Consider the following 24,413-nt stretch of genomic DNA (forward strand, 5'->3'; position numbering starts at 1 on the left):
AACTACCCCATAAACCCAGCCAAATGCTTTACGATGGGTATACACACGTACATGATGCGCGATGAGCGCGTAGCCCCTTCATACCTTGTCTACTTTATGCAAAATTGTCTGCATTCTCTGCTTCTCTGGCGCTGTTAGGATAGATGTTTTTGCTTTTGCTATCAGGTGTTCTAATTCATTTTGACGTGCCTGCTTCATTATCTTATCTAACATTGCCATTAATTCATCAATAAGTTGTTCTGCTTCAAGCTCAATCTGCAGTTGTAAAAGCTGGTAGAAATAGGTTTTAAACAACTCATACTTTTCAATCAGCATCTGCACTAGCAAGGCAGAAGACAGCCCGTCATTTTGCCTGATTATATTCAAAGCATCAAGCAAAATAAAATGCTGTTCGGTGACGCACTCAAACTCTATTTCTATAGCTTGTTGCAACACTACTTTATGCACTTCTTGCGGCATATTCATCATGTACGCCAGTGCTCTTTCGACCAGGCTTAGTTTATTTATATTCAACTGCCCGCATTTTGGTAGCATTTTTGATGAAGCATTCCTATCTGTAGACGCTTTTTGCTTTATCATTCGCTGTAATTGCAATGATGAGATATCTATTGCCTTGGCAAGCTGCTCTATTATCATCAGAGTGTAGGCACTTTCTGGCATGTTCTTTAAAATGCGTCTGGTTTCCTCTATCAATTGAGCCAGGCTATCCGCGCTGCTTAAATCATATTTGGTCACTAAATTATGGACAAAAAAATCTGCTGCACTAAGCGCAGTTTCCAAAGATTTTGTAAAGCCTCCTAAGCCAAACACTTTGATATATGAATCTGGATCATGTTCTTGTGGTAGCAATAGAAAACGTGCTTTCTTATGTTCATTCAGTAGTGGCAATACCATTTCAAATGCTCGCAAGGCCGCGTTTTGTCCTGCATTATCTCCATCAAAGCACAACACAATCTCTGAGGTGTGACGAAATAAGGTTTTAATATGAGTTTCAGACAATGCAGTTCCTAAAGTAGCCACAGCCATGGTATATCCATGTTGATAAAGACCGATCACATCCATATACCCCTCAACCACCATGATATGTGAAGGGTTTTTGTGTTGCTGTTTTAACTCATATAAGCCATATAACTCGTGACTTTTAAAAAATACGGGTGTCTCTGGCGAATTTAAGTATTTAGGATTTGCGTCTTTATTGGGTAATACTCGCCCACCAAAACCAATCACAAGTCCTTTACGATTACGAATTGGAAACATTAAACGCTCACGAAAGCGATCATATACGCGTGTTTTGTCTTTGCAAATAACCAAACCCGCCTGATCTAAAACTTCCAGTGAAAACTGTTTTCTCAACACCTCATACAACGCCTGCCACTGATTTGGGGCATAACCCAGCTGAAAATATTTGATCGTTTTTGCTTCCAAGGCGCGCGCTTTTATATAATCAATAACGGCTGCTTTGTCGATATCATGACGCAAACACCATTGGTAATATTTATTTGCCATTTGCAAGGCTTCATATATCGATTTCGTTAGTTTCTCCTGCGATAAGTCCCTCTTGGCGTTCTCATAGGGGACTTCAAGCCCTTGCATATACGCCAGCTCTTCAATCGCTTCGACAAAGGTTAAACTATTGTAATCCGACAGGAAATCAATGACATCACCCGAAACATGGCAGCCGAAACAGTGGTACATTTGTTTGTCTGGATTTACTGAGAATGAAGGCGTTTTTTCATGATGAAAAGGGCAACACGCCATATAATTCTTGCCAGTTTTTTTAAGCGTCACATATTTTGAAACAACTTCAACAATATTTGTGGACGCCACGACCTGACGCACAAAAGTTACGGGAATACTTCCCCTCATGACGACCTGTTAGGATAACTGTGATTTGATGATTAAACCAACTTTCCCCATATCAGCCCTACCGTTTAGTTCGGCTTTAATGGCACCCATAATTTTACCCATGTCTTTAACTGATGACGCGCCCACCTCTAAAATAGCGCGTTGGATAATCCCAATAATTTCATCTTCTGATAAGGGTTTTGGTAAATAAACCTGTAAAATTTCTATTTCTTCCAGCTCTTTTTGTGCAAGCTCATCTCGACCTGCCCGTTTAAATTGCTCAGCCGAATCCTTCCTTTGCTTGATCATTTTTGTCAGAATGCCGATAACATCTGCCTCTGTTACTTCGACACGCTCATCAACCTCTTTCTGCTTAAACGCAGCTAACGCCATACGAATAGTCGATAGACGATTTTTGTCTTTGTTCTTCATTGAGGTCTTCATATCTTCAACAAGACGTATACGTATTTCAGACATTTATTAATCCTAACACTTTGATTTGGTGAGTTTATTTTTTCATACACTTAACTACTACTGCAAATTAGGTCTTACCAGAATTTCCACCCATTTTTGCAAGGGCGTATACAATACGCCCCTCCGCACCATCTGTCGTGGGCGGAGATATTATCGTTACCTGCAAATATGGCATCCATAAATGCAACAGCCAACTATACCACAGAAGCATAGCTGGCTGGCTGATTTGCAACAATCTTTTTGGTTCTAGTGGTGAGGCATTGCTGAACCTGAACGCGATTGCTTCATTGAGCGCTTAACCGCTGCTGCTTTCTTGCGTTTGCGCTCCCATGTCGGCTTCTCATAAAATTCTCTGCTACGAAGCTCAGAAACAATTCCCGCTTTCTCACAACTACGCTTAAAACGGCGGAGCGCAACATCGAAAGGCTCTGTTTCTCTTACACGTACTGCTGGCATATATCTCACCTCGCTTAAATGCCATTAAAACATCAACAACTCTATTTGTAAGGTCTAAATAAACAGGCTTACCTGCCACTTTAGTCCTAAAAATCAAACGCGCCAAGTCTACAAACTTTCCCTCCAAAAAGCAAATGCGTTTTGCTGAAATTTGCTCCAAAAATAATAGGCTTGGCAGGATTCCCACTCATAAATCTGTTGCAGCTTTTGATTAGGTAGCACATAATGCTGACGGCAATGACCATGTCATGGTCTTTGACTCTCTTGTGTTAATTGGCGAAGTGGCTAAATATTATGATCCAAAGCGAAACTAAAAATCAGCTCATCATCGCAGATGAGCATGCGATGCTTGAACTTGGTAAAAAAATCAGCAAATCTCTCAAAAAAGGCGGTGTTATCTATCTTTATGGAGATCTAGGCGCTGGCAAAACTACACTTACCAAAGGTATTTTACAAGGTTTTGGGTTTACAGGGAGTGTCAAAAGCCCTACTTACACACTGATTGAAACTTATCCGATTAATGGCACCATCTTGCAGCACTTTGATTTGTATCGGTTAAGTGATCCAGAGGAGCTTGAATGGATTGGCATTCGTGACTACTTCAACGGCGACAGCATTTCGCTGATTGAGTGGCCACAAAAGGGTGGCGACTTTCTGCCCCCCCCCACCAGGGAAATTCACATTGCGTACACAGGTACAGGTCGTTCTGTCACCATACTACCTCTTGGGCTGACATTTTAAAAACCAGATCATCGATTTACAAGAGGTGAATATAGGGGATCAATGGGAAATACAAGGATACCTTGATGTGTGTCTTGTTTATTTGAAGATGTGTTGCCAGTAAGGTTTGATAGGTCTTTAGCTGTTCGCTGTAGTGAGTCTCTTGCACTTTAAGAAAATCTTCTAATGTCTCTCCGAAGGCAGGTGATGTAAATTTGTAGTCCACAATATGGTACTGGTTATTGTCAACAATGATTCTATCGGCAATATTTTTCTTCAGTTTGCCAAAGTTTAAACTTAGCATCATTTGTTCACTCATGCCCGTGGCAGAAAATATCCAGGGATAATGCTGTTGTGTGTATTCAACAGCGAGCCTGGCGTCGTTTAGAGCTTTAATTTTAAGCGTACCTGAAAGCGCATATTCATGGGCACAGAGTGAGAAATATGCTTGCCAGTCACCGATGTGATCAGGATTACGGCATAGATAGTTAAATAATTGGTGAAGCACTGATCCCATCTGGCGATCTTCACTTACTATCAACTCATTCATATCAGGATGATTAAGCTCATCTTGCAACATCATGGAAGGGAAGATGTCTGTCAAGGAAATGGAGTAGTGACTCACTTGTTTGATGGGTTTATAGCAGGCGAGTCTTTCTACCTTATCTTGTAATAATTGCTGAGATTGAGTTTCATGTGGCGCAGTCTTCCAGGGAAAGTTTAAAGGTTGAAGTAATGCAAGTAGACTATTGTTTTTAGCAGTGAGCTGATCGCTGTTATTTTCAGTAATCGCGGTAAGAAGAAGCTTTGATTTTGCGCGTGTGACCGCTACGTAGAGAAGGCGCTGCTGTTCATAGGCAGCACGCTTCTTTTGCATATTTTGAATGACTTGATAAAGGGCGGGGGCTGATTTATCCCAGCTGTGTTTGATAGGACTCAATAACAAATGTATCTTGTGATCATTTAAGCGCACGCTTTCGTGTAGAAATAATGGGTTTTCATCGCCTTTGCTGCCCTTATCCAGCTGCGGGAGAATCACAAAATCAAACTCAAGCCCCTTGGCCTTATGAATGGTCATAATAGAAACCTGGGCTTGTGAGGGGATACTGATATATTTTCGTTTCAAGGTATCAATTAAACGATCCATATTGGCAATCGAAGTCTTATCAGGAGTTAAATGCCCATCTAGCAAAGCCAAAAAGCTGGTGTACAGGCTTTTTTGCGCGCCATGAATATTCATTCCATCCAGCCTTTGCCATAAGATGCTTAAGCGGTCAATTAATGATCCACGCAAACTGGTAAACGGCATATTCATTAGCCACTGTAAAAAATGATGGGCTTTTTGTTGGTGAGCATGAGTCTGATGATGACAAAGATAAGTCAGGAGTTGCTGGCAAAATGAAATATCCTCCCGCCCGCACATGGATATTTTTTTAACCGAAGTTTCGCACTTTTGCAAATTTACACGTTTAAGAAACACCCCGTCAGCCTGCGGCTGCCACCCCTCTACAAGAGGGGAATCTTTTGATGGCTTTCTATCAAATTCCCCTTCATTTGTGAAGGGGTGGACGCAAAGCGGACGGGGTAGTTCAGCAAGCAGTGCATAATCCGAGCTTTTTATGCGATTCAATTCATTTAAACTAAATCCAAATAAGGATGATTGTAATAAGCTTATCCAGTAAATCTCTTGTTCAGGATTAGTTAAAATCGCCGCAAGAGAGACAAGATCCATAACCATTGGCTGGTGATAAAAAGGCTCAATCTCGTTTTCAACGAGTCTGATTTGATGCGCTTTTAGAATGGGGATCATCGTTTTAAGCTGTGTTCGTGTACGCACCAAGATAGCGATATGATGCTTGGAGTGCTCTTGCAGATAATGTTTAATCTTATGAGCGATATAATGCGCCTCGTCTTGAGCGTCACTAAAGAGTGAAAAACTTACTGCTTCTTGATTATCAGTTTCAGACAGTGTGCTTGCGTAAGCATAACTAATACCTCCATAGTTCATATCATCTTCAGCAGGAAAAATCTGACTGAAGCTTTTATTCACCCAATCAACGATGCTTTTTTGCGAACGAAAATTACAATGAAGTTGCAAAAATTTGGGTTTAATTTGGTTAATACCTTGAGATTTAACTTCTAAAAACTGATTCACTTCCGCTTGACGAAAGCGGTAAATAGATTGCATAGGGTCTCCGACAACAAACAGTGTTTTACCATCGTCAGACTGCCATTCCAAAGTTAGCATTTGCAGTAATTTAAATTGTAAAATTGAGGTATCCTGGAACTCATCAATGAGTAAATGCCTGATCTGATGATCCAGATAAAGCATAAGCTCTGTTGGACTGTCTTCATTACCTAATGCCGACAAAGCCTGGAGTGATACTTCATTAAAATCAAGCAAGCCCTGCTGTTTGAAAACAAGCTTAAGATATTGCACTAAACGCAAGCTGATTTGAGTGATCGCCTTGAGTATTTGCCACTCGTTATCATCAAAGATAAGCTTTTCATAGAGTACAAGCTCAGAAATAACCGCATAAATCCTGAGCTTGTCTTTATCGCTAAACTGTTCAATGTAGGTAAGGAGCCATTTTTTATGTGCCTCGGCAGTTGGGTCTTTGGCGGGCAGTCCCTGTCTGGCATTAAAAGTCTTTCGAAACTGAAGCTCACTTGTAAACAGTAGCTGAATGAGTCGTTGCCAAAAATAAGGATGATTGCGGTTATCCTCAAACGATTGAATTAAATTTTCATCAGTGGACTGATTAGAGTCTTGATGATCACAAAATGCAATAATCTGCCCAAGCCTTTCACTATAAGTCTTTTGGTCCAAACAAAGCAGATGCGTGGCTTTCTGGCATAATGCTCTAAAAAGCGCCAAAAAGCCTGATTCAATCGTTGACCTGGTATTAGTATCCTTTTGGTAAAGGAGTTCGGATTGCAATAAAACCGGTAGCCACTGTTCACGAGTTGACAGTAGATTGGTAAATAGTTGTTTGACATTACTGATATTGTTATCAAGATGAAGCAACAGTTGATAAAAATCCTGATAATAAGGACTCGTATCCGTTGTGTCAGCAATGAGTTGATCAATGGCTTTTTCATACAAAAGCTCTGGCGAGTCAGTCACTTCGGCGCTAAATGCTTCACCCGTTTCAAAAACAAGCTGTTTTGATAAGAGCTGACAAAAGGCGTCGATGGTTGTGATGCGTAATCTCTTGGGGTTATTGAGAATTTGCCAATGTTTCATCTGACTTTGTTTGAGTGCTGCTTGTGCAAGCTCAAAGGTCAGTTTTTTATGTGACTCATCGGAGGCGCGCGTGCTTTTTGCATCCATAAGCGCCTCATAAATTCGATGGTGCATTTCATTGGCCGCTTTATTGGTAAAGGTTAGCGCGATAATTTCTTCAGGTGCATCGGCATGTGCCAACAGGTTTAAGTAACGCTGTGTCAGAGTTTCTGTTTTGCCAGAACCAGCGGGTGCTTGAACGATAAAAGATCGACGGGGGTCTAACGCTTGCTTACGCGCGTGAGCATCATCAGGGATCATGGATAAGGCTGCATTTATTACACTAGCCAACATCCTAGCGGATTCTCGCTATCTATTCATTATTATTGCCGCATTCGTTTTTTAAATGGCGAATTTTCTCGACAGGAATCTGTAATGTCTTGGCAACCACAGAGATCGGCACGCCCATCTTAAGCATGGTCTCAGCTTCGCTTAACAGTGCGTCTTGTGCTGCATCGTTGTTATCTGTTTGATTGGATTCCATTTTAGCTTTCTCCTTACCTTAGAAACTCACTTTATCGTAGCTAAAAACTCACTCAGATGCTAATGGTTTTCACTCAAATTTTACCTGTTTTTTGTAACAGGCAATAATAAAAACCATCACCGCCATTTGGTTGTGGCAGGATCTGGTAACCATATTTTTGCTTGATCGTTTTTGCAAGTAATGGAATATCAAGTGCCTGAAAATATGGATGGGCATCTAGAAATTGTGTGATCTGTTTTTCGTTCTCTTCGGGCAAGATAGAACAGGTTGCGTACAGTAACAATCCATCTGGTTTTAACTGAGAGGCTAAATTGTCAAGTATTCGTCCTTGAAGGTTGGCAATTTCTTTTACTTCTTCAGGAGTGCGTAATACCTTAATATCAGGATTGCGGCGTATCACTCCCGTAGCACTACAAGGCGCATCCAGTAAAATCTTATCAAATTGAAGTTCTGGGTCTAACTGCCCCGTAGCATCTTGAATAAGCAAATGAATATTGAGTTTATCCAGTTTCAGACGAATAAGGTTTTCTTTGATGCGCTCAAAGCGCTTAGCATTATTATCCATAATGCTAAGCTCAATCTCAGGGCAAAGCTCCAATAAATGCGTGCTTTTACCACCAGGAGCCGCACAGGCGTCAAGGATTTTTTCGGAGGGTTTTGGCTGTAAAATATGAGCCGCAAGCTGCGCTGAGGCATCCTGGACACTAAAGCACCCTGCAGCAAAAAACGGAAGCTCACTGATGTTTTGTGTTTCAGCCAAGCAAATGCAATAAGGTACCTCCGTGAGTCTATACTGGATATTTTTTTGTTTAAAAGCACCACTAAGTTCAGTCTGGCTTCTCTGTTGATTCAAGCGTAAAAAAATAGGAGGCTGACGATTACTATTTTGCGTAATTGCATTGATCTCAAGTGGGTAGTGCTTCTTTAACTTTCCATACAACCAGTCGGGTAACTCCTGGAAACTCTCGATGTCAGGTAAGTTCTGCTCATGTGCAATCTTACGTAAAAGCGCATTAATAAATGTTCTCGTGTTACCAAGGTTAAGTTCATTACAGGCATTAACGGTTTCATTAATCGCGGCATGTATTGGCTTGCGCATAAAGAGAATCTGGTATATTCCAATGAGTGCCAGCACACGCACCTGTGCTTTGGTTTTCCCTTTTGCCCATTGATCAAAAAGGTGGTTAAGATAGAAAAAATGGCGAAAAACTCCATAACATATGGCATAGACTAAGCGGCGATTTTGCTCACTTAAGGAATAGGCGTTTAAGCGAGTATCAAGATGTGCCAAAGAGTCTTTGTTTTGCATGATCTGATGAATGATATGGCAAGCAATAGCGCGTGGATTTTCCATGAGTTATTATCCATTATTACTGGAGTTACGCACTTTTGCTGCACTACCCCCACCTCGCTTGCCTGACCACTACTGGAGTGGTCAGGCGGGGTAGTTAAAAAATCAGTAAAAGTACGTAACTTCAGATTGTTAGAAAAAGTTAGCCTTGCTCAGAAGGGATCAGGTGAGGTGCTAAAAACTTAGTGAGTTTGGAAACAATTCTTGGATTGCCGCCGATTAACCGACCATCTTCAAGAAAATTAACGCCACCATCTAAGCCACAAAGCATACCACCTGCTTCTTTAATCACAAGGGCAGCCCCTGCGGTATCCCAGATTTTAGCATCTCGAGATGTCCAGACAGCATCCAGAAATCCTGCGGCAACATAACACATATCAAGAGCCAAAGAGCCTGAATAACGCAGTCCTGATATTTCCTTATGCAGATCAAGCACGGCTTCTGGGTAAGTGTGAGCAAATACTTTCTTACTAAACTTTAGCGCGCCTGAAAACAGGCAACCCGTAAACTCCTTGCGATTAGCAACACGAATACGCTGACCGTTTAACTGTGCCCCTGAGCCTTTAGTTGCGGTAAAAAGCTGATCCAGGTATGGGTTGTAAATAACAGCAAGTTCTGTTTTGCCACGAAACTGCATGGCAATAGACACACAATGGTGCGGAATGCCGTGAATAAAGTTATTTGTCCCATCAATGGGGTCAATAATCCAGGTATGATCACTATCTTCATTGCCAAATTCCCCTGCTTCTTCGGTAATGTAATATTGATCAGGAAAAGCACGCTCTAATGTATCAACGATTGTTTTTTCAACCTCGATATCAATATTGGTAACGTAATTATTAGGGGACTTGGTCTCAATTTTCACAGTTTGCATGTTTTCATTTGCGTTTAAAATCATACGCCCCGCTTTACGCGCCGCCTTAACTGCAACATTCATCATTGGATGCATTGAAATACCTTCTGCTTTTTGCTCGACTAAAAAATTAGTTGTGTATAATACCCCATTTACATATAAGGTGATAGTTTCTATTTAAGATGTTAAATAAAATCCGAATGGTGCTCGTTGAAACGTCGCACCCTGGCAATATTGGCTCTAGTGCACGAGCCATGTTAAATATGGCGCTAACCGAACTTTATTTAGTCAATCCAAAACATGTGCCTGATGAAGACGCTTTGGCAACGGCCGCGCATGCAGCTGAGATTGTTAAAAATGCCAACATTGTGCCAACCCTGATAGAGGCTTTAAATGGGGTGGATTTAGTCATTGGCACCAGCGCAAGAGTAAGACGCATGAGTTTACCGATGTTAAGTGTTGAAAACGCAAGTAAAGAAGCCCTTCGGTATGCCAATCAAGGTTTGACTGTGGCCATATTATTTGGTCGTGAGCGTACGGGACTTTTTAACGATGAGCTTTTGATGTGTCATTATCACGCATATATCCCAAGCAATGAATCCTACACTTCATTGAATCTGGCGCAAGCCGTGCAGATTGTAAGCTATGAGCTCTTTAAACATTTCCAGGCATATGAAGCAGGACTGATGCTGCCCAGACAGAATCGAGTGCATGAAAAAGCTTCAATTGAAGAAATTCAAAATTTGTATAGGATGCTTGAGGATAAAATGTTTGAGGTGGGGTTTTTAAATCCAGACAGGTCAGAGCATGTGATGAACAGGCTTAAGCGGATGTTTCAGCGGACTCAGTTAGAATCAAAGGAAGTCAATATTCTACAAGGCTTTTTAAGTCAGATCACAAAGGAAAATCAATGATTATTGTCGGTGTGGATGAAGCAGGACGCGGACCCCTTGTGGGCTCAGTCGTCGCTGCTGCAGTTATTCTGGATCCAGAAAACCCCATTGTGGGACTCGCGGATTCAAAGAAATTAACTGAGAAAAAACGTGAGTTTTTATACGAAGAAATCACGCTAAAAGCCAAAGCCTACGCGATTGCGGAATGCTCAGCCGGTGAAATTGATCAATATAATATTTTGCAGGCAAGCCTTTTAGCCATGCACCGTGCGGTAGCTCAACTTGAAGTGGCGTTTGATCGCGTCCTTGTTGATGGAAATCATCTGCCAATCTGGTCGTTTGAGGGTGAAGCGATCATTCAAGGAGATAGCAAAATTGAGGAAATCAGTGCCGCATCCATCCTGGCAAAAGTGTATAGATATCGGCAAATGATGGCGCTTGATAAGAGATACCCACAGTATCAGTTTGCCAAACACAAAGGCTATCCCACTAAATTGCACTTGGAAATGCTTGAAAAACATGGGGTAATTAGCGAGTACCGAAGAAGTTTTTCGCCTGTGGCAAGACTCCTGGCAAACCAAAGAAATACTGCAAACTGGTCTGGGGTTGGTATATAATGACCGACATTATTTAATGCGAGTAACATTCATGCAAATCGTCGATGAAATCTGCTTAAAGGCATTATCCGAAGTAGAAAACACAAAAAACAGACAGGATTTAGACCATATTCGGGTTCAGTATTTGGGTAAGAAAGGGGAACTGACTGAGATTATGAAGCAGTTAGGCAGTATCTCCAACGAAGAGAAACCAAAGTTTGGACAAGCCATTAATGAGGCAAAAAACAAATTGCAGATGGCGATTAATGCGCGCTTAGAAGTACTAAGCGCCATCGAGCTTGCACACAAACTTGCTGCGGAAAAAATAGATGTCACGCTATCTGCCATCGGTCAAACGCAAGGCACGCTTCACCCTATATCAACCAGTATGCAGCGCATTGAAACTTTCTTTGGCAAGATGGGTTTTGCCATTGAGCATGGACCTGAAGTGGAAGATGATTATCATAATTTTGCAGCACTTAATATTCCTGATCATCATCCAGCACGCGCCATGCACGATACCTTCTACTTTAATCCAAATACAGTCTTAAGAACGCACACCTCAGGTGTGCAGATAAGAACAATGGAAAAACAGGAGCCTCCGATTCGCATGATTGCGCCAGGACGCGTGTATCGTTGTGATTCAGATATGACGCACACCCCAATGTTTCATCAGGTCGAGGGTTTGTGGATTGATGAGAGGGCATCATTTGCGGATTTAAAAGGCTTGCTAAATGCCTTTCTAAACGCTTTTTTTGAAAAAGATTTAAAAATGCGCTTTCGCCCCTCCTATTTTCCTTTTACCGAACCATCAGCTGAGGCGGATATGGAATGTGTGATGTGTGAGGGGCACGGCTGTCGAGTGTGCAAACAAACGGGATGGCTCGAGGTTTTAGGTTGCGGGATGGTGCATCCCAATGTCTTAAAGGCGGGCGGCATCGATAGTGAAAAATATCGAGGCTTTGCCTTTGGAATGGGTGTTGAGCGTTTGACCATGTTACGCTATGGCATTAATGATTTGCGTTTGTTTTTTGAGAATGATTTAAGATTCTTGAAACAATTTTAATAACCAAAGTTATGGACTTTTGCGAATTGAATAAACACCAATGGCACTACCTTAAGCAGTCTTAATGAGAAACTACCCCGTCAGCCTGCGGCTGCCACCCCTTCGCTAACGAAGGGGAATTACACATATGCCACAATTCCCCTTCACTCGTGAAGGGGTGCCGAGCTTGCGAGGCGGGGTAGTGACTGCTTAAGGTAGCGCCATTGGAATAAACACAGGGTAATAACAAATGAAATTTAGTCATCGTTGGTTGGAAAGTTATCTGGATCAAACACTTGATATTGATGTATTAAGCGAAAAATTAACAGCAGCAGGTTTAGAGGTTGATTCAATTGAGGCAGTGGCGCCTGAATTTAACGGGGTTGTCGTCGGTGAAATCAAGAAAATTGATAAACATCCTGATGCGGATAAATTGAATATATGTCAAGTGGATGTCGGTGACGACGAGTTATTGACGATCGTCTGTGGTGCACCCAATGTGTACTCTGGAATGAAAGCACCTGTTGCCAAAATTGGTGCCTCTTTACCTTATGACTTTAAAATTAAAAAAAGCACCCTTCGAGCTCAGGAATCCTATGGCATGATGTGCTCACAAAAGGAGTTAGGACTTAGCGAAGAAAATGAGGGGCTGATGGATTTGCCTCAGGATGCTCGAGTTGGTGAGGATATTCGCGACTATCTTCAGCTGGATGATCATGTGATTGAAGTAGATTTAACGCCAAATCGCGCGGATTGTTCAAGTGTATATGGTATCGCCAGAGAAGTTTCAGCATTGACCGAAGCCAAACTTTTGCCATTGACAGAAATTAAGCTAACAGCAACTAAAAAAGCGGATAAACAAGTTATCAGTGAAACACCTGAAAACTGCCCACGATACTTTGGACAAACGATTTATAACATCAATGCCAAAGTGCAAACCCCGCTGTGGATGAAAGAACGTTTACGTCGTTCAGGGCTGAGATCCATTTCAGCGATCGTTGATATTACTAATTATGTATTGCTTGAATTAGGACAACCTATGCACGCCTTTGATGCAGATAAAGTGGGCAGCAGTATTTATGCGCGTATGGCAAAAGACAACGAAAAAATCACCCTGCTTGATGAAACCGAAATAACGCTTAAACCAGGTACGCTGGTGATTGCTGATGCGCATCATGCTCTGGCAATTGCTGGAGTTATAGGGGGGCTTAATTCGGCTGTTACTACTGAAACCCGCAATATTTTTTTGGAAAGTGCCTATTTTGCGCCAGTTGCCATTGCAGGCAAAGCTCGTCAATACGGTTTACATACGGATTCGTCACACAGATTTGAACGTGGTGTTGATCCCAAACTCTGTCAATATGCGATTGATTATGCAGCAGCATTAGTCGTTGAAATTGCAGGTGGTGAGCTTGGTGAGATTGTTTGTGCTGATCATTATGATGAAATTGCGCTTGAGATACCGCTTCGTTTAAGTAAGTTAAATTCTATTTTAGGCATGAACTTTTCAGCAGACTTTGTAGAAGCAGTGCTTACTGCACTTAAGATGAGCCTTACTCGAGTGACTGCCAATGGCGATGTGATCTGGCAGGTGAGCGCCCCCAGTTATCGCTTTGATATGATAATCGAAGAAGATTTGATTGAAGAGGTGGGGCGCATCTATGGCTATCAAAATTTACCCATGAATCTACCTCAAATGTCATTGATGCCACAGCATGTCTCTGAGCAGACGATCGCATTAGCGACACTTAAAAGCACGCTGGTAAATCGTGGCTACCATGAAGTGATCAACTATAGTTTTATCGATCCTAAGCTTGATGAGCTGTTTTTTGGCATGGCTGGACTTTCTTTGCAAAACCCGATTTCGCAGGATATGTCTATTATGCGTCAAGGTTTAATTCCGAGTTTAGTCAGCACATTTAAAACCAATTTAAATCGCCAGCAGTCACGTATTCGTATTTTTGAGGAGGGGGTGTGTTTTCAACCTGCTGAAAAATTGGCGCATGAGTATTCCCATTTTGCAGGTCTTGCCTATGGCAGTATTAACCCTCTTAACTGGCAGGAGAAGTCGATCAGTGACTTTTATTCGGTGAAGGCGGATGTTGAAGCCTTATTGCAATTGAATAAACATGCCATTCATTATATCCCGTGTGAAGACATTGACTGGCTGCATCCAGGACAATCTGCCTACATATATCAAAGTGGAGAGAAGGTGGGCGTAATCGGCGCGCTGCATCCTAATGTCATGAGCGTGTTGCAGATTAAAGGAAAAGCGCCGATTGTGTTTGAATTGCAGACGAGTAAAATCTCTAACAAACATATCGCGAAATTTATGGCAATTTCTAAATATCCATCGGTTTCCAGAGACATTGCTGTGACTGTTGATCGCCATACCACCGCGCAAAGCTTGGTTGATGCTGTCAACAAAGCCGATGTGCAGCAATTGAATCAAGTCGATCTTTTTGATGTTTATCAAGGTGATAATTTACCTGAAAATAAAAAGAGTATTGCGTTGAATTTGACTTTCCAGGACAACACAAAAACCTTGACGGATGAAGTGATGAGTGAAGTCATGGCAAAGATTCTCACTTCGCTGAAAACCCATGCCAATGCGAGCTTGCGTGAGTAAATAAGATGCTGGATGTACAATTTATAGAAAAATGCAATGCAACTTTGATCGAAGCCTATCGCCTGTTAGGGGAAAGCGAGTCAGAAGGCGTTCACTATGATCTGTATCTCTCGGCAATTATCAAAGAGTTTGAAATACTGCTTGAACAGTGCGGAAAGTTATTGAAGAAAGCCCTGGTTCCTTACTTTCACTCAAAAAAGGCTGTGGATCAGTTGACTTTTAAAGATATTTTTAGATACACAGGTAACTATGGGCTATTAAGTACAGATGAAATTGAACGCTGGTTAAACTATCGAGATAACCGAAATCTCACGGCGCATGATTACGGCTTTGATTTAGCAGAGGAAACTTTGCCACTTATCCCCATGTTTATCGAAGATGTGAAACGTTTAATTAAAATGCTTAGGGCACAAAATGCTTCTTAGGGATAAAGATAGAGAGTTACTGATAGCGCTTGCAGTGAAAACGCTCAAAACGCCTTGTGAGATTTGGGTCTATGGCAGTCGCGTTGACGGCTCAGCACACGATGGCAGTGATTTGGATCTTGTAATTAGGACGAAAAATCTCGCTCCCTTGAACGCGCTAATGTTGCAGGCATTTAAAGACGCAATACAAACTTCAAATATTCCCATCCTGGTGCAAGTTCTGGATTGGGCACGAATTCCTCAAAGTTTTCATAGCAACATCTTAAAAAACTACGCTGTTTTAAAGCCACTTAATAGTTAGTCATCATCACCCCTCCCCCTTGTGGGAGAGGTCGAATTTCTAGGTCATGGACCATATTCCCGCCCATCGCTACCCTGTGCGAGATTGCAGGAGTCATTTCAAAGCTGGACTTCCGCCTTCGCGGGAATAACAGCGCCCATTTTGTTTGGGTGAAGATTTGTTCTAAGCCAATTTCTATGCATGCGGGTGAAGATAGTTAAACCTTTCTGGAGCTTTTGTCACTTAATTGCATCTCAAGTGCGTTTGCCCACAGGTAACTAAAAACACCGATGTAAACACCACCCAAAACATCACCAAGATAATGCTCTGTACTTAATATTCGGCTAATGGTAATGACAAGCGCAAGAGCGATACACAGGATGGTTATTTTCTTATTCTGTATAAGCTCGGTAAGTCCCAGTAATCCAGCAAAAGCCAGTGTAGCATGCCCTGAAGGAAAACTGTTAAATAAGCGCTTGTGTGAAAACCAGTGAAAACCATAGAGTCCTTCTTGCAGAAAGAGCTCAGGACGATAGCGTGCCAGGGTGACTTTAATAACCGTTGCCACCCCAAGAGCAAGAAATAAACTCAGCGCCCAGATAGCTAAGCGGGGGTTTAGCTTCTGGCGCCACTTTTGCCAGATACACACAATCGATAGAATAACAAATAGCACAAGCCAGTGATCAGGATCAAAAACAGTGGAGATAAAATTTGCGAGTTTAACGACAGCTGTATACTGAAGCTCATGATAAGCCGTAATCGCCAGAGGGCGGTCCAGGTAAACATAACATAAAGTTAAAACTGCCAGGGTGATAATTCCGTAAGAAAGTGTTTGTTTAAGAAGCGTTCTGATATTCGTCATCATTGCATTGTTATCTAAGAAGTAGGTGTAAAAAGCGTAACTTTTTTTACGAGTTGAGAAAAGAGAAATTACACTAAATCGGGTTTTGTCGCACACTATATCTTCGCCCATGATGGCGTATTGCGTAGGGGCGTATTGCATACGCCCTTCTAAAATGGGCGGAAATTCAGGTAAAACCCTGATCTATTTGAAGAATGGCGTATTAGTCAGGATTGGATTAGACATTAAATCTAAAATGAATTACATCTCCGTCATGCACAATGTATTCTTTGCCCTCAAGGCGTGCTTTGCCTGCGTCTTTGGCACCCTTTTCTCCGTTATATTGAATATAGTCATGGAAGCCTATGACTTCGGCGCGAATAAATCCGCGTTCAAAATCTGTGTGAATTTTTCCTGCTGCTTGCGGTGCCGTGGCTCCTACAGGAATTGTCCAGGCGCGGACCTCTTTGACGCCCGCGGTGAAATAGGTTTGCAATTGTAAAAGCTTGTAGCCCGCGCGAATAACACGATTAAGTCCAGGTTCATCTAAACCAAGATCGGAAAGAAATTCCATTTTTTCATTATCCTCAAGCTCAGTAATTTCAGACTCAATTGCAGCACAGACAGCGACTACATCAGCGTTATCCTGTTTAGCAAACTCAATAACTTTATCAAGTAGAGGGTTGTTTTCAAAGCCTGACTCATCGACATTAGCGATATAAAGAGTTGGTTTGTGAGTTAGTAGTGGCGTTTGTTTGATCCATGTGAGCTCATCCTCATTAAACGGAAAACTACGAGCTGGTTTTTCAGACTCTAAATGTGTCTTTAAATTTTGGTAAAGATCCAGTTGCAGCTTGGCTTCTTTGTTGGCACTTTTAGCCAGTTTTTGCACACGCTGAATAATTTTGTCAACGCTTTCAATATCGGCCAAAAGAAGTTCAGTGTTAATGGTTTGGATGTCATCGATGGGATCAACTTTGCCAGCGACGTGGACAATATCGCTATTGTGAAAGCAGCGGACAACATGGGCAATGGCTTCTGTTTCACGAATATTGGCTAAAAACTTATTGCCTAATCCCTCGCCCTTAGAGGCTCCAGCAACAAGACCTGCAATATCAACAAACTCCATGGTGGCAGGTAAAACTCGTTGTGGTTTTACGATTGCTGAGAGCTGATCTAAACGTGGATCAGGAACTGATACCATGCCAACATTAGGCTCAATGGTGCAAAAAGGGTAATTTTCTGCCTGAATACCTGCTTTTGTCAACGCATTAAATAGGGTTGATTTTCCAACGTTAGGAAGTCCAACAATGCCACATTTAAAACCCATAATAAAACCCTTATGAAATATTGTTTGTATTTATTTCTGATGAAGCTCATTCATCACGCTTTGATGATTGCCCCGTATTATATCGTCCAGATAACAAAGCGCACGCTTAATGCCATGATCAATGGCAATTTTATCTTCGATCGATGGTTTTCCTAATACATAACCCACGACTTTATGGCGATCTCCTGGGTGATCAATGCCGATGCGAAGGCGATAATAATCACGTGTACCTAAAGAGGCATCAATATCTCTTAAGCCATTATGTCCGCCGTGTCCACCACCCTTTTTGAGGCGCACCTGCCCGCAAGGCAAATCCAGCTCATCGTGCGCAACCAGGATCTCATCTGGTGTGAGTTTGTAAAATTGCGCAAGCTTAGCAACGGCTAAGCCACTTTTATTCACATAGGTGTGAGGATATAAAAGCCAGAGTTTATCAGTTCCCATTTGAGTTTGTGCTGTGGCACCATGGAATTTATGATCTGCTACTAACGCTAGATGATATTTTTCCGCAACACCTTGGAGAAACCATTCTCCTGCATTATGGCGTGTGTCCTGGTATTGACTGCCAATGTTACCAAGTCCAACGATAAGCTTAATAGTAGTCGTCATGTCTTAACCAAAGTTTAAAATTGGGGTGGAGTATAGCGAAGGCAATTTTGAATGACAAGTTTACTGACGCCATGCTACCATAAACGAAATTTTTCTTGGGTGTTTTTCTGTGTAAATGAGTATTAAAAAGCTTGAATCACTAATTGTTGCGGTACCTGATTTTCCAAAGCCAGGAATTTTATTTCGTGATGTTACCCCATTGCTGGCAGACCCTGCTGGCTTGACTCTCACCGCAAAACTGATGGCTAAGCGTATTAAACAGCTTAAACTTAAACCCACGGTGATTGCAGGTCCTGAAAGCCGAGGGTTTATTTTTGGTGTGGCACTGGCCAAGCATTTAGGTATCGGTTTTGTCCCTATTAGAAAGCGAGGTAAGTTGCCACGAGCGGTTTATGATTGTGAATACGAACTGGAATATGGGATGGATCACTTAGAGGTGCATCAGGATGCTTTTCATGCCAATGATCAGGTACTGTTGGTCGATGATTTGCTGGCAACAGGAGGAACTGCAAACGCCTGTGTTGAGCTGGTGAAAAAAGCAGGTGCAACGGTCTTGGGGTCACTGTTTGTGATTGAGCTTAAGGGACTAAAAGGTCGAGATAGAATGCCTAAAAATATCCATATTGACTCGCTGGTAAAATATGAGTGATATTGCCATCCACTTCGATATCCGTGATTATCAAGAAGCCATATTTAATTGGTATACAACTCATGGACGGCACAACCTTCCATGGCAGGGTGAGTTTAATCCCTATTTTGTGTGGCTATCTGAAATTATGCTGCAACAAACGCAAGTTAAGACGGTTATTCCCTATTTTTTAAATTTTATTGCGAGGTTTCCTCAAATTGAATCTTTAGCTTACGCTGATCAGGATCAGGTAATGCAGGCATGGGCAGGGTTAGGTTACTATGCGCGCGCTAGGAATTTACATAAGGCAGCGAAGCTTATCTGGGAAAAACATCATGGGAATTTGCCAGATAAGATTGATGAATTATTGACATTGCCAGGCATTGGTCAATCAACTGCACATGCGATTTTATCCATTGCGTTTAATCAAGCGACGCCTATTTTAGATGGCAATGTTAAACGGGTATTCTCGCGACTTTTTGCCATTGATGAAGTGTTGACTGAAGCGAAGGTTGAAAAAAAGCTATGGCAATTAGCGCATAAGCTGATGCCAAAAGAAAATACGCAAGCCTATACACAAGCACAAATGGACTTGGGAGCCATGCTTTGTACGCGTACAAAACCAAAGTGCGATTTGTGCCCCTTGCAGCAAACCTGTCTTGGCTTTCTAAACCGCAGTGTGGAAAAATATCCACTCAAAAAAGTCAAAGCAATCAAGAAGATAAAATCATCCATGTTTCACCTTTATCAATATGAAGATGAAATTTTGCTGATAAAAAAACCAGATAGCGGGATTTGGGGTGGGTTATATGTTTTGCCTGAAAGTTCCTTAGATATCGGGGAATACAGCCATATGCTGTGTGAAGAACAAAAGCATGTTTTTACGCATTTTGAGCTGTATTACGCTATTAAGGTTTATCAGCTGCAACAGAAACCTGTTGTGGAAAATGCACATTGGGTCTTAGCGGCAAACCTCATGCAATATGCGCTTCCAGCACCTCTGGCAAAACAGCTTTTAACGGTGTAGTTTTCAATTTGGTAAGCTGTTATACTCTTGTCATTTTGAATGGCTTGATTGAATCTCATGAAAAAACTTCCCATTGACATTTCTTGGTTTGAGTTAATGTCAAACTTATATTTCAGAGTCTGTAAGATATTTGTACATAAATATAGCATTCAGTTCAAGTTAAACTACAACTGATTTACCCATAAATCGCGAATGCGCCCAGTTTACGCATTACATCGCATGGTTCCTGAACCTTCTGCAGCCTTGCTGCCTTGAGAAATCGGGATTTCCAGTTGAGCAGATGGTTCAAGGTTGAGCAGGTAATATAATTTTTTAAGATGCTGTCGATATAGTTTGTCAAAGTCCTTTACACTCTCAGATGGATTATAATCTCCAAACCACCAGAACCAATCTGAACCCTCACAAATCGCGAGCTGCTTAGTGACCTGTTTAATCTGTTCTGTCGCTAATTTGCCTGATGCAATAACCTGGTCATAAGCATATTTAGCTTCAACCAATAAATCCCAGGCATGATTTTTCTCTTTCAAGCCAATCCATGTCGAGAAGGAGCCATAAACCCAGCTGCCTGCGTTTAGGCGAGATAGCTCCAACACGGAAAGTGATTGCTTCAGTGCATCAGAGAAAGTTGTCATCGCTATGTGTGGATGATTTGAGAGTTTTTTGTATAACAGGGGTAAAAAGGTGACTGCCATTATCAGGATAATACTCCCAGGCATTTTCACCATCTAAAATCACTGGAACAACATGTTCGCATGCACTATCTCCAAATTGTGTACGAATATTTTCCAGGTTCTGAATAAAATGATCGACGGCATTTTCAGGATCCCAGTTTTTATACTGAAAACCAATTAAATCGGACAACCCATCGTCTCGAAAAAAAATGCGACAAACCTTTCCCTGAATACTCACGGGCTGGAAAAGTAGTTGTTTACTTGACACACTCTCAGGTTCTATGTGTGAAATTTTGCAGGAATTACGCCAAACACTTTCACCCGTCGCGGTCCATTGAATATTAAAAGTATCAAGTAAATTTAAAGCATCACTGCTAAGCGCCCCCTCAGATAGCCAGACTCCTCGTGGAGCACAATCAAAGTGCTGCTTAAAAATTTCTATACCGTGCGCCATGTGCCAGCTTGAACGTTCGTAACCTCCTGGATATTTTTCATACTTAGGCAAAGGAGCGTCAGGTTGTGAGTCTTGCATAGCACGAAAATCAATTAACAGCGGAAAGATGGGATGACCATAGGGAGTCATTGATATTTCGATTTGTCCTTGATCCTGCAATTGTTTATAACGTGGGATAATTTGTTCAATACTATCGACCATAATTTCAACCAGTAAACGCTGATCTGCCGCTGAAAAATTCCTTCCCTTACGCATTAATTGCTTAATTCTATCGTCAGTTTTTCGCAAACTGGATCCAGTCCATGCAATGTGATACCAAATGAGCATATCGATATAAAACTGACCATTGAGATACTCATGGATTCGGTTTGACGGACTGTTTTGTGTTAAATAATAATTTGCAATTTCGTGTAGCGCTTTAAAATCTGGCAACGTTTCAATCATAGTTGGAGCATTGGCCCTTCTACACACGGCAATGATGCCAGATTTTTGCTCAGCAGTATCTGGAATAGGCGTGGCGCCAGAAACCAGATTCAACAAAGGATCATTCATTGCTTTTCCAGTTTTTAGCCACTGGCGCATCATAGCTGCATATTCTTCCAACTGTTCAAGCAGCACAGGGGTGTAATTGACCACTACCTGGCTATCTGGATTTTCCTCTAAAAAAGCAGCCATATCCGTATAATCTTTTATGGCATGCAAATACACCCACGGTAAATGATATTCACCATCCAAACCATCTTTGTAATGTGGCTGGTGCATATGCCAACATAAAACCAGCTTTAACTTATTATCTTTCATGTTAATTATTTTCCAAAGCAGAAATGTCAATTTTACGACCACGATAGAGAGTAATGGCGCTAAGTTAAGCTGTTTTTAGGACTACCCCGTCTGACCACTCCAAAGTGGTCAGACGGGGTAGTTGTTACTTAACTTAGTGCCATTAGTCTTAACCTTAAACTTCATAAACAACGTGCTGATTAACCACATTTGGTGCTCCCTTTTCAACACCCTGGTCAAGCATTTCAGCTGTGACAAGTGTAATTCCATGGTCATCAACAAAGAAACGTTTGGCGTCTTCTTCGTGATTTTCCCCAATAACAGTACCATCTGGGATTTTAACACCTTTATCAATAACCGCTTTGGTGATACGGCAATATCGTCCAATTTCAACATTTGGGAGGATGACACTGTCCTTAATAAAAGAGCAACTACGCAACTTGCACCCGCTAAAAACGACCGAGCGCTTCACCTTTGAGCCAGACAAAATACACCCTGAAGAAATCAAAGAATCAATCGCTACCCCTCGGCGATTTTCTTCATCAAAAATAAATTTAGCAGGCGGCAACTGTGACTGATATGTCCATATCGGCCAATCATAATCGTATAGATTTAGCTCAGGTTCAACAGAGCAAAGTTCCATATTCGTTTTCCAGTAGGATTCGACCGTGCCTACATCTCTCCAATAGGCTGGTTTCCCATTTTGCTCATTGATAAATGGATAGGCTGAAATTTTTGAATTACCAATACTCGAAGGAATAATATCCTTGCCAAAATCCCTTGAGGAAGTGGGGGTATTATTATCTTCAATTAGTTTATCAATTAAGTATTGCTTGGAAAAAACATAAATCCCCATGGATGCCAAAGCCATATCAGGTTTGCCAGGAAGGGCTTGAGGATCAGCAGGTTTCTCAATAAATTGAGTAATACAGCCCTTTTCATCCACAGACATCACTCCAAAAGCGGTTGCATCCTTTAGTGGGACTTCGATACATCCGACGGTAATATCAGAATTTGAGTCAACATGTGCCTGAACCATTTTTTCATAATCCATTTTATAAATATGGTACCCGCCTAAAATGAGGATATATTCAGTATAACGTCTTTCAATAATATCTATGTTTTGATAAAGTGCATCAGCGGTACCTTTATACCAGTCTTTGTTCACTCTTTGCTGAGCAGGCAGAATCTCTACAAACTCACCTGCTTCATAACGTAAAAACCCCCACGCTCTTTGCAGGTGCCTGATAAGCGAATGCGACTTATATTGTGTCAATACCAACACTTTACGTATATCTGAGTTAATGCAGTTAGATAAAGCAAAATCAATAATCCGATATTTCCCCCCAAATGGGACAGCTGGCTTCGCCCGCCATTTTGTTAAATCTTTTAATCTATTCCCCTCTCCGCCAGCTAAAACAATTGCCAGAACTTTTCTACTTAAACGCGCAGCTGTGTTTGACATACTAACTACCTTAATGCTTGATTTTTCATCTTCCACCTAAGCCTCAGCTGCCTGTAAGTCCTTTTTCATACGGTATAAAACTTGCCAAATTAAGTAGTCTGAAGCTATTTTTTTTTGATGCCAGCCCTATAATATTAAACTTATGCAACTAATCATATTGTTTTTTATGAAAATTCAGATTATTTCAAACATTAGGGTCTATGACGGTTTTTTTAAGGTTAACCAAATAAAGTGCAAACACAGCCTGTATCAAGGAGGAAACAGTCCCGTGATTGAAAGAGAGCTACTGTGCCAGGGACAACAAGGTTGCGTGTTATTTTTATACGATTTAAAGAAGAAAACAGTCATTCTCATCGAACAGTGCCGAATTGGGGCACTTGCCGATGAGGACGGCGATCATTGGTTAATTGAGCCCGTAGCAGGCAGAATTGAGCCAAATGAGTCGGCAGCTGAAACATGTATTCGAGAAGCAAAGGAAGAGGCAGGAATCTGTTTGGACATTCAAAATCTGGAATTTATTTATAAGTATTATCCAAGCCCTGGGGGATATGCGGAAGTACTTCATCTATATGCTGCGGAAGCCGATGCAGATCAATTTGGTGACTATGGCGGAATAATGAATGACATTGAAGATATTAAAATTTTGAAAATCCCCTTCGCGAAGGCTTATGAAGATTTAAAAGCCAAAAAATATAAAGTTGCAAGCACCTATATCGCATTGCAGTGGCTATTTTTATTCAAAATATCTCCTCAATAATTAGACACTTTATATCAGCTATACCACTCGTAAATCATGTAATCATCTTGTTTCAAATTCAAATTAAAATTTCGCGGGGATTTACGTTCCCCTTATCCTGCTTTTCTGCTAGAATCGCGACCAGTTTTGCTTTTAATAGACCCTGAAGGAATTTAATTATGTCTCAATGTATTAACATCACTGATAGTGAATTTAAATCAGCCGTCCTTGATAGCACACAACCCGTGCTTGTAGATTTTTGGGCGCCATGGTGCGGACCTTGCAAGATGATTGCCCCTGTTTTAGATCAAGTGGCTGAACACTATGGTCAAAAGCTTAAGGTCGTTAAAATTAACGTTGACGATAATCCAGAAATCCCTGCTAAATTCGGGGTGCGAGGTATTCCAACCTTAATGGTATTTAAAGATGGTGAAAACGTCGAAACCAAAGTAGGGGCCGTGCAAAAATCTCAGCTTATCCAAATCCTTGATAAGCATATTTAATTAATAATCATTTTGTCCAACCCGAAGGGGTT

At 41.5% G+C, this 24,413-nt stretch carries 24 protein-coding genes; 11 read left to right on the top strand and 13 right to left on the bottom strand.

Annotation, left to right across the window (positions count from 1 at the left end; translation table 11 throughout):
* Nucleotides 1-78 precede the first annotated feature (78 nt).
* From dnaG to rpsU, 3 genes are all read right to left on the bottom strand, one after another.
* The gene (gene dnaG, locus CU053_RS05015; RefSeq protein WP_100550849.1) at nucleotides 79-1,866 is read right to left on the bottom strand and encodes a DNA primase; all 1,788 of its coding nucleotides are present in this window, start codon (nucleotides 1,864-1,866) and stop codon (nucleotides 79-81) included.
* Nucleotides 1,867-1,875: 9 nt separating this feature from the next.
* Nucleotides 1,876-2,322 carry a GatB/YqeY domain-containing protein gene (locus CU053_RS05020; protein ID WP_100550850.1) on the bottom strand — a complete coding sequence of 149 codons (447 nt, stop codon included), beginning with the start codon at nucleotides 2,320-2,322 and terminating at the stop codon, nucleotides 1,876-1,878.
* Nucleotides 2,323-2,565: 243 nt separating this feature from the next.
* On the bottom strand, nucleotides 2,566-2,775 hold the full coding sequence (gene rpsU, locus CU053_RS05025; RefSeq protein ID WP_100550851.1) for a 30S ribosomal protein S21: 210 nt from the start codon (nucleotides 2,773-2,775) through the stop codon (nucleotides 2,566-2,568).
* 294 nt (nucleotides 2,776-3,069) lie between these two features.
* Here rpsU and tsaE point away from each other — a divergent pair, with 294 nt between their 5' ends.
* Nucleotides 3,070-3,516 (top strand): tRNA (adenosine(37)-N6)-threonylcarbamoyltransferase complex ATPase subunit type 1 TsaE, encoded by a 447-nt coding sequence (tsaE, locus tag CU053_RS05030; protein WP_100550852.1) that lies wholly within the window; start codon nucleotides 3,070-3,072, stop codon nucleotides 3,514-3,516.
* A 16-nt stretch (nucleotides 3,517-3,532) separates the two neighbouring features.
* Here tsaE and CU053_RS05035 read toward each other — a convergent pair whose 3' ends face one another.
* The 4 genes from CU053_RS05035 to CU053_RS05050 form a co-directional block, all read right to left on the bottom strand.
* Entirely contained in the window at nucleotides 3,533-7,072 is a 3,540-nt protein-coding gene (locus CU053_RS05035; protein ID WP_158107016.1) for a UvrD-helicase domain-containing protein, read from the bottom strand.
* 22 nt (nucleotides 7,073-7,094) lie between these two features.
* Nucleotides 7,095-7,265, bottom strand: a complete 171-nt coding sequence (locus CU053_RS05040; protein ID WP_158107017.1) for a hypothetical protein — start codon at nucleotides 7,263-7,265, stop codon at nucleotides 7,095-7,097.
* Nucleotides 7,266-7,338: 73 nt separating this feature from the next.
* Nucleotides 7,339-8,619 (bottom strand): 16S rRNA (cytosine(967)-C(5))-methyltransferase RsmB, encoded by a 1,281-nt coding sequence (gene rsmB, locus CU053_RS05045; protein ID WP_100550854.1) that lies wholly within the window; start codon nucleotides 8,617-8,619, stop codon nucleotides 7,339-7,341.
* Nucleotides 8,620-8,758: 139 nt separating this feature from the next.
* The gene (locus CU053_RS05050; RefSeq protein WP_158107018.1) at nucleotides 8,759-9,556 is read right to left on the bottom strand and encodes an inositol monophosphatase family protein; all 798 of its coding nucleotides are present in this window, start codon (nucleotides 9,554-9,556) and stop codon (nucleotides 8,759-8,761) included.
* A 95-nt stretch (nucleotides 9,557-9,651) separates the two neighbouring features.
* Here CU053_RS05050 and CU053_RS05055 point away from each other — a divergent pair, with 95 nt between their 5' ends.
* The 6 genes from CU053_RS05055 to CU053_RS05080 all read left to right on the top strand — a co-directional run bounded on the left by CU053_RS05055 (nucleotide 9,652) and on the right by CU053_RS05080 (nucleotide 15,358).
* The gene (locus tag CU053_RS05055) at nucleotides 9,652-10,383 is read left to right on the top strand and encodes an RNA methyltransferase (protein WP_100550856.1); all 732 of its coding nucleotides are present in this window, start codon (nucleotides 9,652-9,654) and stop codon (nucleotides 10,381-10,383) included.
* On the top strand, nucleotides 10,380-10,979 hold the full coding sequence (gene rnhB / locus CU053_RS05060; RefSeq protein ID WP_100550857.1) for a ribonuclease HII: 600 nt from the start codon (nucleotides 10,380-10,382) through the stop codon (nucleotides 10,977-10,979). The genes CU053_RS05055 and rnhB overlap by 4 nt, the downstream gene beginning before the upstream one ends.
* A 31-nt stretch (nucleotides 10,980-11,010) precedes the next feature.
* Nucleotides 11,011-12,024, top strand: a complete 1,014-nt coding sequence (pheS, locus tag CU053_RS05065; RefSeq protein ID WP_100550858.1) for a phenylalanine--tRNA ligase subunit alpha — start codon at nucleotides 11,011-11,013, stop codon at nucleotides 12,022-12,024.
* Between the two features lie 229 nt (nucleotides 12,025-12,253).
* Nucleotides 12,254-14,632: a phenylalanine--tRNA ligase subunit beta gene (pheT, locus tag CU053_RS05070; protein ID WP_100550859.1), complete on the top strand. Its 2,379-nt coding sequence runs from the start codon at nucleotides 12,254-12,256 to the stop codon at nucleotides 14,630-14,632.
* A 5-nt stretch (nucleotides 14,633-14,637) separates the two neighbouring features.
* On the top strand, nucleotides 14,638-15,057 hold the full coding sequence (locus CU053_RS05075; RefSeq protein ID WP_100550860.1) for a nucleotidyltransferase substrate binding protein: 420 nt from the start codon (nucleotides 14,638-14,640) through the stop codon (nucleotides 15,055-15,057).
* A complete protein-coding gene (locus tag CU053_RS05080) occupies nucleotides 15,047-15,358 on the top strand; it encodes a nucleotidyltransferase family protein (protein WP_100550861.1) in 312 nt (103 codons plus the stop codon). Before CU053_RS05075 ends, CU053_RS05080 begins: the two co-directional genes overlap by 11 nt.
* A gap of 196 nt (nucleotides 15,359-15,554) precedes the next feature.
* On the opposite strand, the gene CU053_RS05085 is transcribed toward CU053_RS05080, so the two are convergent.
* The 3 genes from CU053_RS05085 to pth all read right to left on the bottom strand — a co-directional run bounded on the left by CU053_RS05085 (nucleotide 15,555) and on the right by pth (nucleotide 18,117).
* Nucleotides 15,555-16,340 carry a phosphatase PAP2 family protein gene (locus CU053_RS05085; RefSeq protein ID WP_100550862.1) on the bottom strand — a complete coding sequence of 262 codons (786 nt, stop codon included), beginning with the start codon at nucleotides 16,338-16,340 and terminating at the stop codon, nucleotides 15,555-15,557.
* Nucleotides 16,341-16,416: 76 nt separating this feature from the next.
* Nucleotides 16,417-17,508, bottom strand: coding sequence for a redox-regulated ATPase YchF (gene ychF / locus CU053_RS05090; RefSeq protein WP_100550863.1), 1,092 nt, complete (start codon nucleotides 17,506-17,508; stop codon nucleotides 16,417-16,419).
* A 30-nt stretch (nucleotides 17,509-17,538) separates the two neighbouring features.
* Entirely contained in the window at nucleotides 17,539-18,117 is a 579-nt protein-coding gene (gene pth / locus CU053_RS05095) for an aminoacyl-tRNA hydrolase (RefSeq protein ID WP_100550864.1), read from the bottom strand.
* A 115-nt stretch (nucleotides 18,118-18,232) separates the two neighbouring features.
* Here pth and CU053_RS05100 point away from each other — a divergent pair, with 115 nt between their 5' ends.
* Nucleotides 18,233-18,766 (top strand): adenine phosphoribosyltransferase, encoded by a 534-nt coding sequence (locus CU053_RS05100; protein ID WP_100550865.1) that lies wholly within the window; start codon nucleotides 18,233-18,235, stop codon nucleotides 18,764-18,766.
* A complete protein-coding gene (gene mutY / locus CU053_RS05105; protein WP_100550866.1) occupies nucleotides 18,759-19,772 on the top strand; it encodes an A/G-specific adenine glycosylase in 1,014 nt (337 codons plus the stop codon). The genes CU053_RS05100 and mutY overlap by 8 nt, the downstream gene beginning before the upstream one ends.
* A gap of 203 nt (nucleotides 19,773-19,975) precedes the next feature.
* On the opposite strand, the gene CU053_RS06600 is transcribed toward mutY, so the two are convergent.
* From CU053_RS06600 to glgC, 3 genes are all read right to left on the bottom strand, one after another.
* Nucleotides 19,976-20,404 carry a hypothetical protein gene (locus CU053_RS06600; protein WP_325063832.1) on the bottom strand — a complete coding sequence of 143 codons (429 nt, stop codon included), beginning with the start codon at nucleotides 20,402-20,404 and terminating at the stop codon, nucleotides 19,976-19,978.
* Nucleotides 20,388-21,698 carry a glycoside hydrolase family 57 protein gene (locus CU053_RS05110; RefSeq protein WP_325063833.1) on the bottom strand — a complete coding sequence of 437 codons (1,311 nt, stop codon included), beginning with the start codon at nucleotides 21,696-21,698 and terminating at the stop codon, nucleotides 20,388-20,390. The genes CU053_RS06600 and CU053_RS05110 overlap by 17 nt, the downstream gene beginning before the upstream one ends.
* Before the next feature lie 154 nt (nucleotides 21,699-21,852).
* Complete coding sequence (gene glgC, locus CU053_RS05115; protein ID WP_199244218.1) at nucleotides 21,853-23,142, bottom strand: glucose-1-phosphate adenylyltransferase; 1,290 nt, start codon at nucleotides 23,140-23,142, stop codon at nucleotides 21,853-21,855.
* Between the two features lie 166 nt (nucleotides 23,143-23,308).
* On the opposite strand from glgC, the gene CU053_RS05120 reads away from it, so the two are divergent.
* Both CU053_RS05120 and trxA read left to right on the top strand, forming a co-directional pair.
* Nucleotides 23,309-23,899 carry an NUDIX domain-containing protein gene (locus CU053_RS05120; protein WP_100550867.1) on the top strand — a complete coding sequence of 197 codons (591 nt, stop codon included), beginning with the start codon at nucleotides 23,309-23,311 and terminating at the stop codon, nucleotides 23,897-23,899.
* Between the two features lie 158 nt (nucleotides 23,900-24,057).
* On the top strand, nucleotides 24,058-24,381 hold the full coding sequence (gene trxA / locus CU053_RS05125; RefSeq protein WP_100550868.1) for a thioredoxin: 324 nt from the start codon (nucleotides 24,058-24,060) through the stop codon (nucleotides 24,379-24,381).
* Nucleotides 24,382-24,413 lie beyond the last annotated feature (32 nt).

Source organism: Caedibacter taeniospiralis (assembly GCF_002803295.2).
In the GTDB taxonomy this organism is placed as follows: domain Bacteria; phylum Pseudomonadota; class Gammaproteobacteria; order Francisellales; family Francisellaceae; genus Caedibacter; species Caedibacter taeniospiralis.

Excerpts from the sequence above, each read along its gene's own strand:
- CU053_RS05075 (WP_100550860.1), top strand. The coding sequence starts at position 14,638 with ATGCTGGATGTACAATTTATAGAAAAATGCAATGCAACTTTGATCGAA.
- CU053_RS05080 (WP_100550861.1), top strand. The coding sequence starts at position 15,047 with ATGCTTCTTAGGGATAAAGATAGAGAGTTACTGATAGCGCTTGCAGTG.
- CU053_RS05050 (WP_158107018.1), bottom strand. The coding sequence starts at position 9,556 with ATGATGAATGTTGCAGTTAAGGCGGCGCGTAAAGCGGGGCGTATGATT.
- glgC (WP_199244218.1), bottom strand. The coding sequence starts at position 23,142 with ATGTCAAACACAGCTGCGCGTTTAAGTAGAAAAGTTCTGGCAATTGTT.
- ychF (WP_100550863.1), bottom strand. The coding sequence starts at position 17,508 with ATGGGTTTTAAATGTGGCATTGTTGGACTTCCTAACGTTGGAAAATCA.
- CU053_RS05085 (WP_100550862.1), bottom strand. The coding sequence starts at position 16,340 with ATGCAATACGCCCCTACGCAATACGCCATCATGGGCGAAGATATAGTG.
- dnaG (WP_100550849.1), bottom strand. The coding sequence starts at position 1,866 with ATGAGGGGAAGTATTCCCGTAACTTTTGTGCGTCAGGTCGTGGCGTCC.
- CU053_RS05120 (WP_100550867.1), top strand. The coding sequence starts at position 23,309 with ATGAAAATTCAGATTATTTCAAACATTAGGGTCTATGACGGTTTTTTT.
- CU053_RS05040 (WP_158107017.1), bottom strand. The coding sequence starts at position 7,265 with ATGGAATCCAATCAAACAGATAACAACGATGCAGCACAAGACGCACTG.
- pth (WP_100550864.1), bottom strand. The coding sequence starts at position 18,117 with ATGACGACTACTATTAAGCTTATCGTTGGACTTGGTAACATTGGCAGT.
- mutY (WP_100550866.1), top strand. The coding sequence starts at position 18,759 with ATGAGTGATATTGCCATCCACTTCGATATCCGTGATTATCAAGAAGCC.
- tsaE (WP_100550852.1), top strand. The coding sequence starts at position 3,070 with ATGATCCAAAGCGAAACTAAAAATCAGCTCATCATCGCAGATGAGCAT.
- trxA (WP_100550868.1), top strand. The coding sequence starts at position 24,058 with ATGTCTCAATGTATTAACATCACTGATAGTGAATTTAAATCAGCCGTC.
- pheT (WP_100550859.1), top strand. The coding sequence starts at position 12,254 with ATGAAATTTAGTCATCGTTGGTTGGAAAGTTATCTGGATCAAACACTT.
- CU053_RS05110 (WP_325063833.1), bottom strand. The coding sequence starts at position 21,698 with ATGAAAGATAATAAGTTAAAGCTGGTTTTATGTTGGCATATGCACCAG.
- rsmB (WP_100550854.1), bottom strand. The coding sequence starts at position 8,619 with ATGGAAAATCCACGCGCTATTGCTTGCCATATCATTCATCAGATCATG.
- CU053_RS05100 (WP_100550865.1), top strand. The coding sequence starts at position 18,233 with ATGAGTATTAAAAAGCTTGAATCACTAATTGTTGCGGTACCTGATTTT.
- CU053_RS05055 (WP_100550856.1), top strand. The coding sequence starts at position 9,652 with ATGTTAAATAAAATCCGAATGGTGCTCGTTGAAACGTCGCACCCTGGC.
- CU053_RS06600 (WP_325063832.1), bottom strand. The coding sequence starts at position 20,404 with ATGACAACTTTCTCTGATGCACTGAAGCAATCACTTTCCGTGTTGGAG.
- pheS (WP_100550858.1), top strand. The coding sequence starts at position 11,011 with ATGCAAATCGTCGATGAAATCTGCTTAAAGGCATTATCCGAAGTAGAA.
- CU053_RS05020 (WP_100550850.1), bottom strand. The coding sequence starts at position 2,322 with ATGTCTGAAATACGTATACGTCTTGTTGAAGATATGAAGACCTCAATG.
- rnhB (WP_100550857.1), top strand. The coding sequence starts at position 10,380 with ATGATTATTGTCGGTGTGGATGAAGCAGGACGCGGACCCCTTGTGGGC.
- rpsU (WP_100550851.1), bottom strand. The coding sequence starts at position 2,775 with ATGCCAGCAGTACGTGTAAGAGAAACAGAGCCTTTCGATGTTGCGCTC.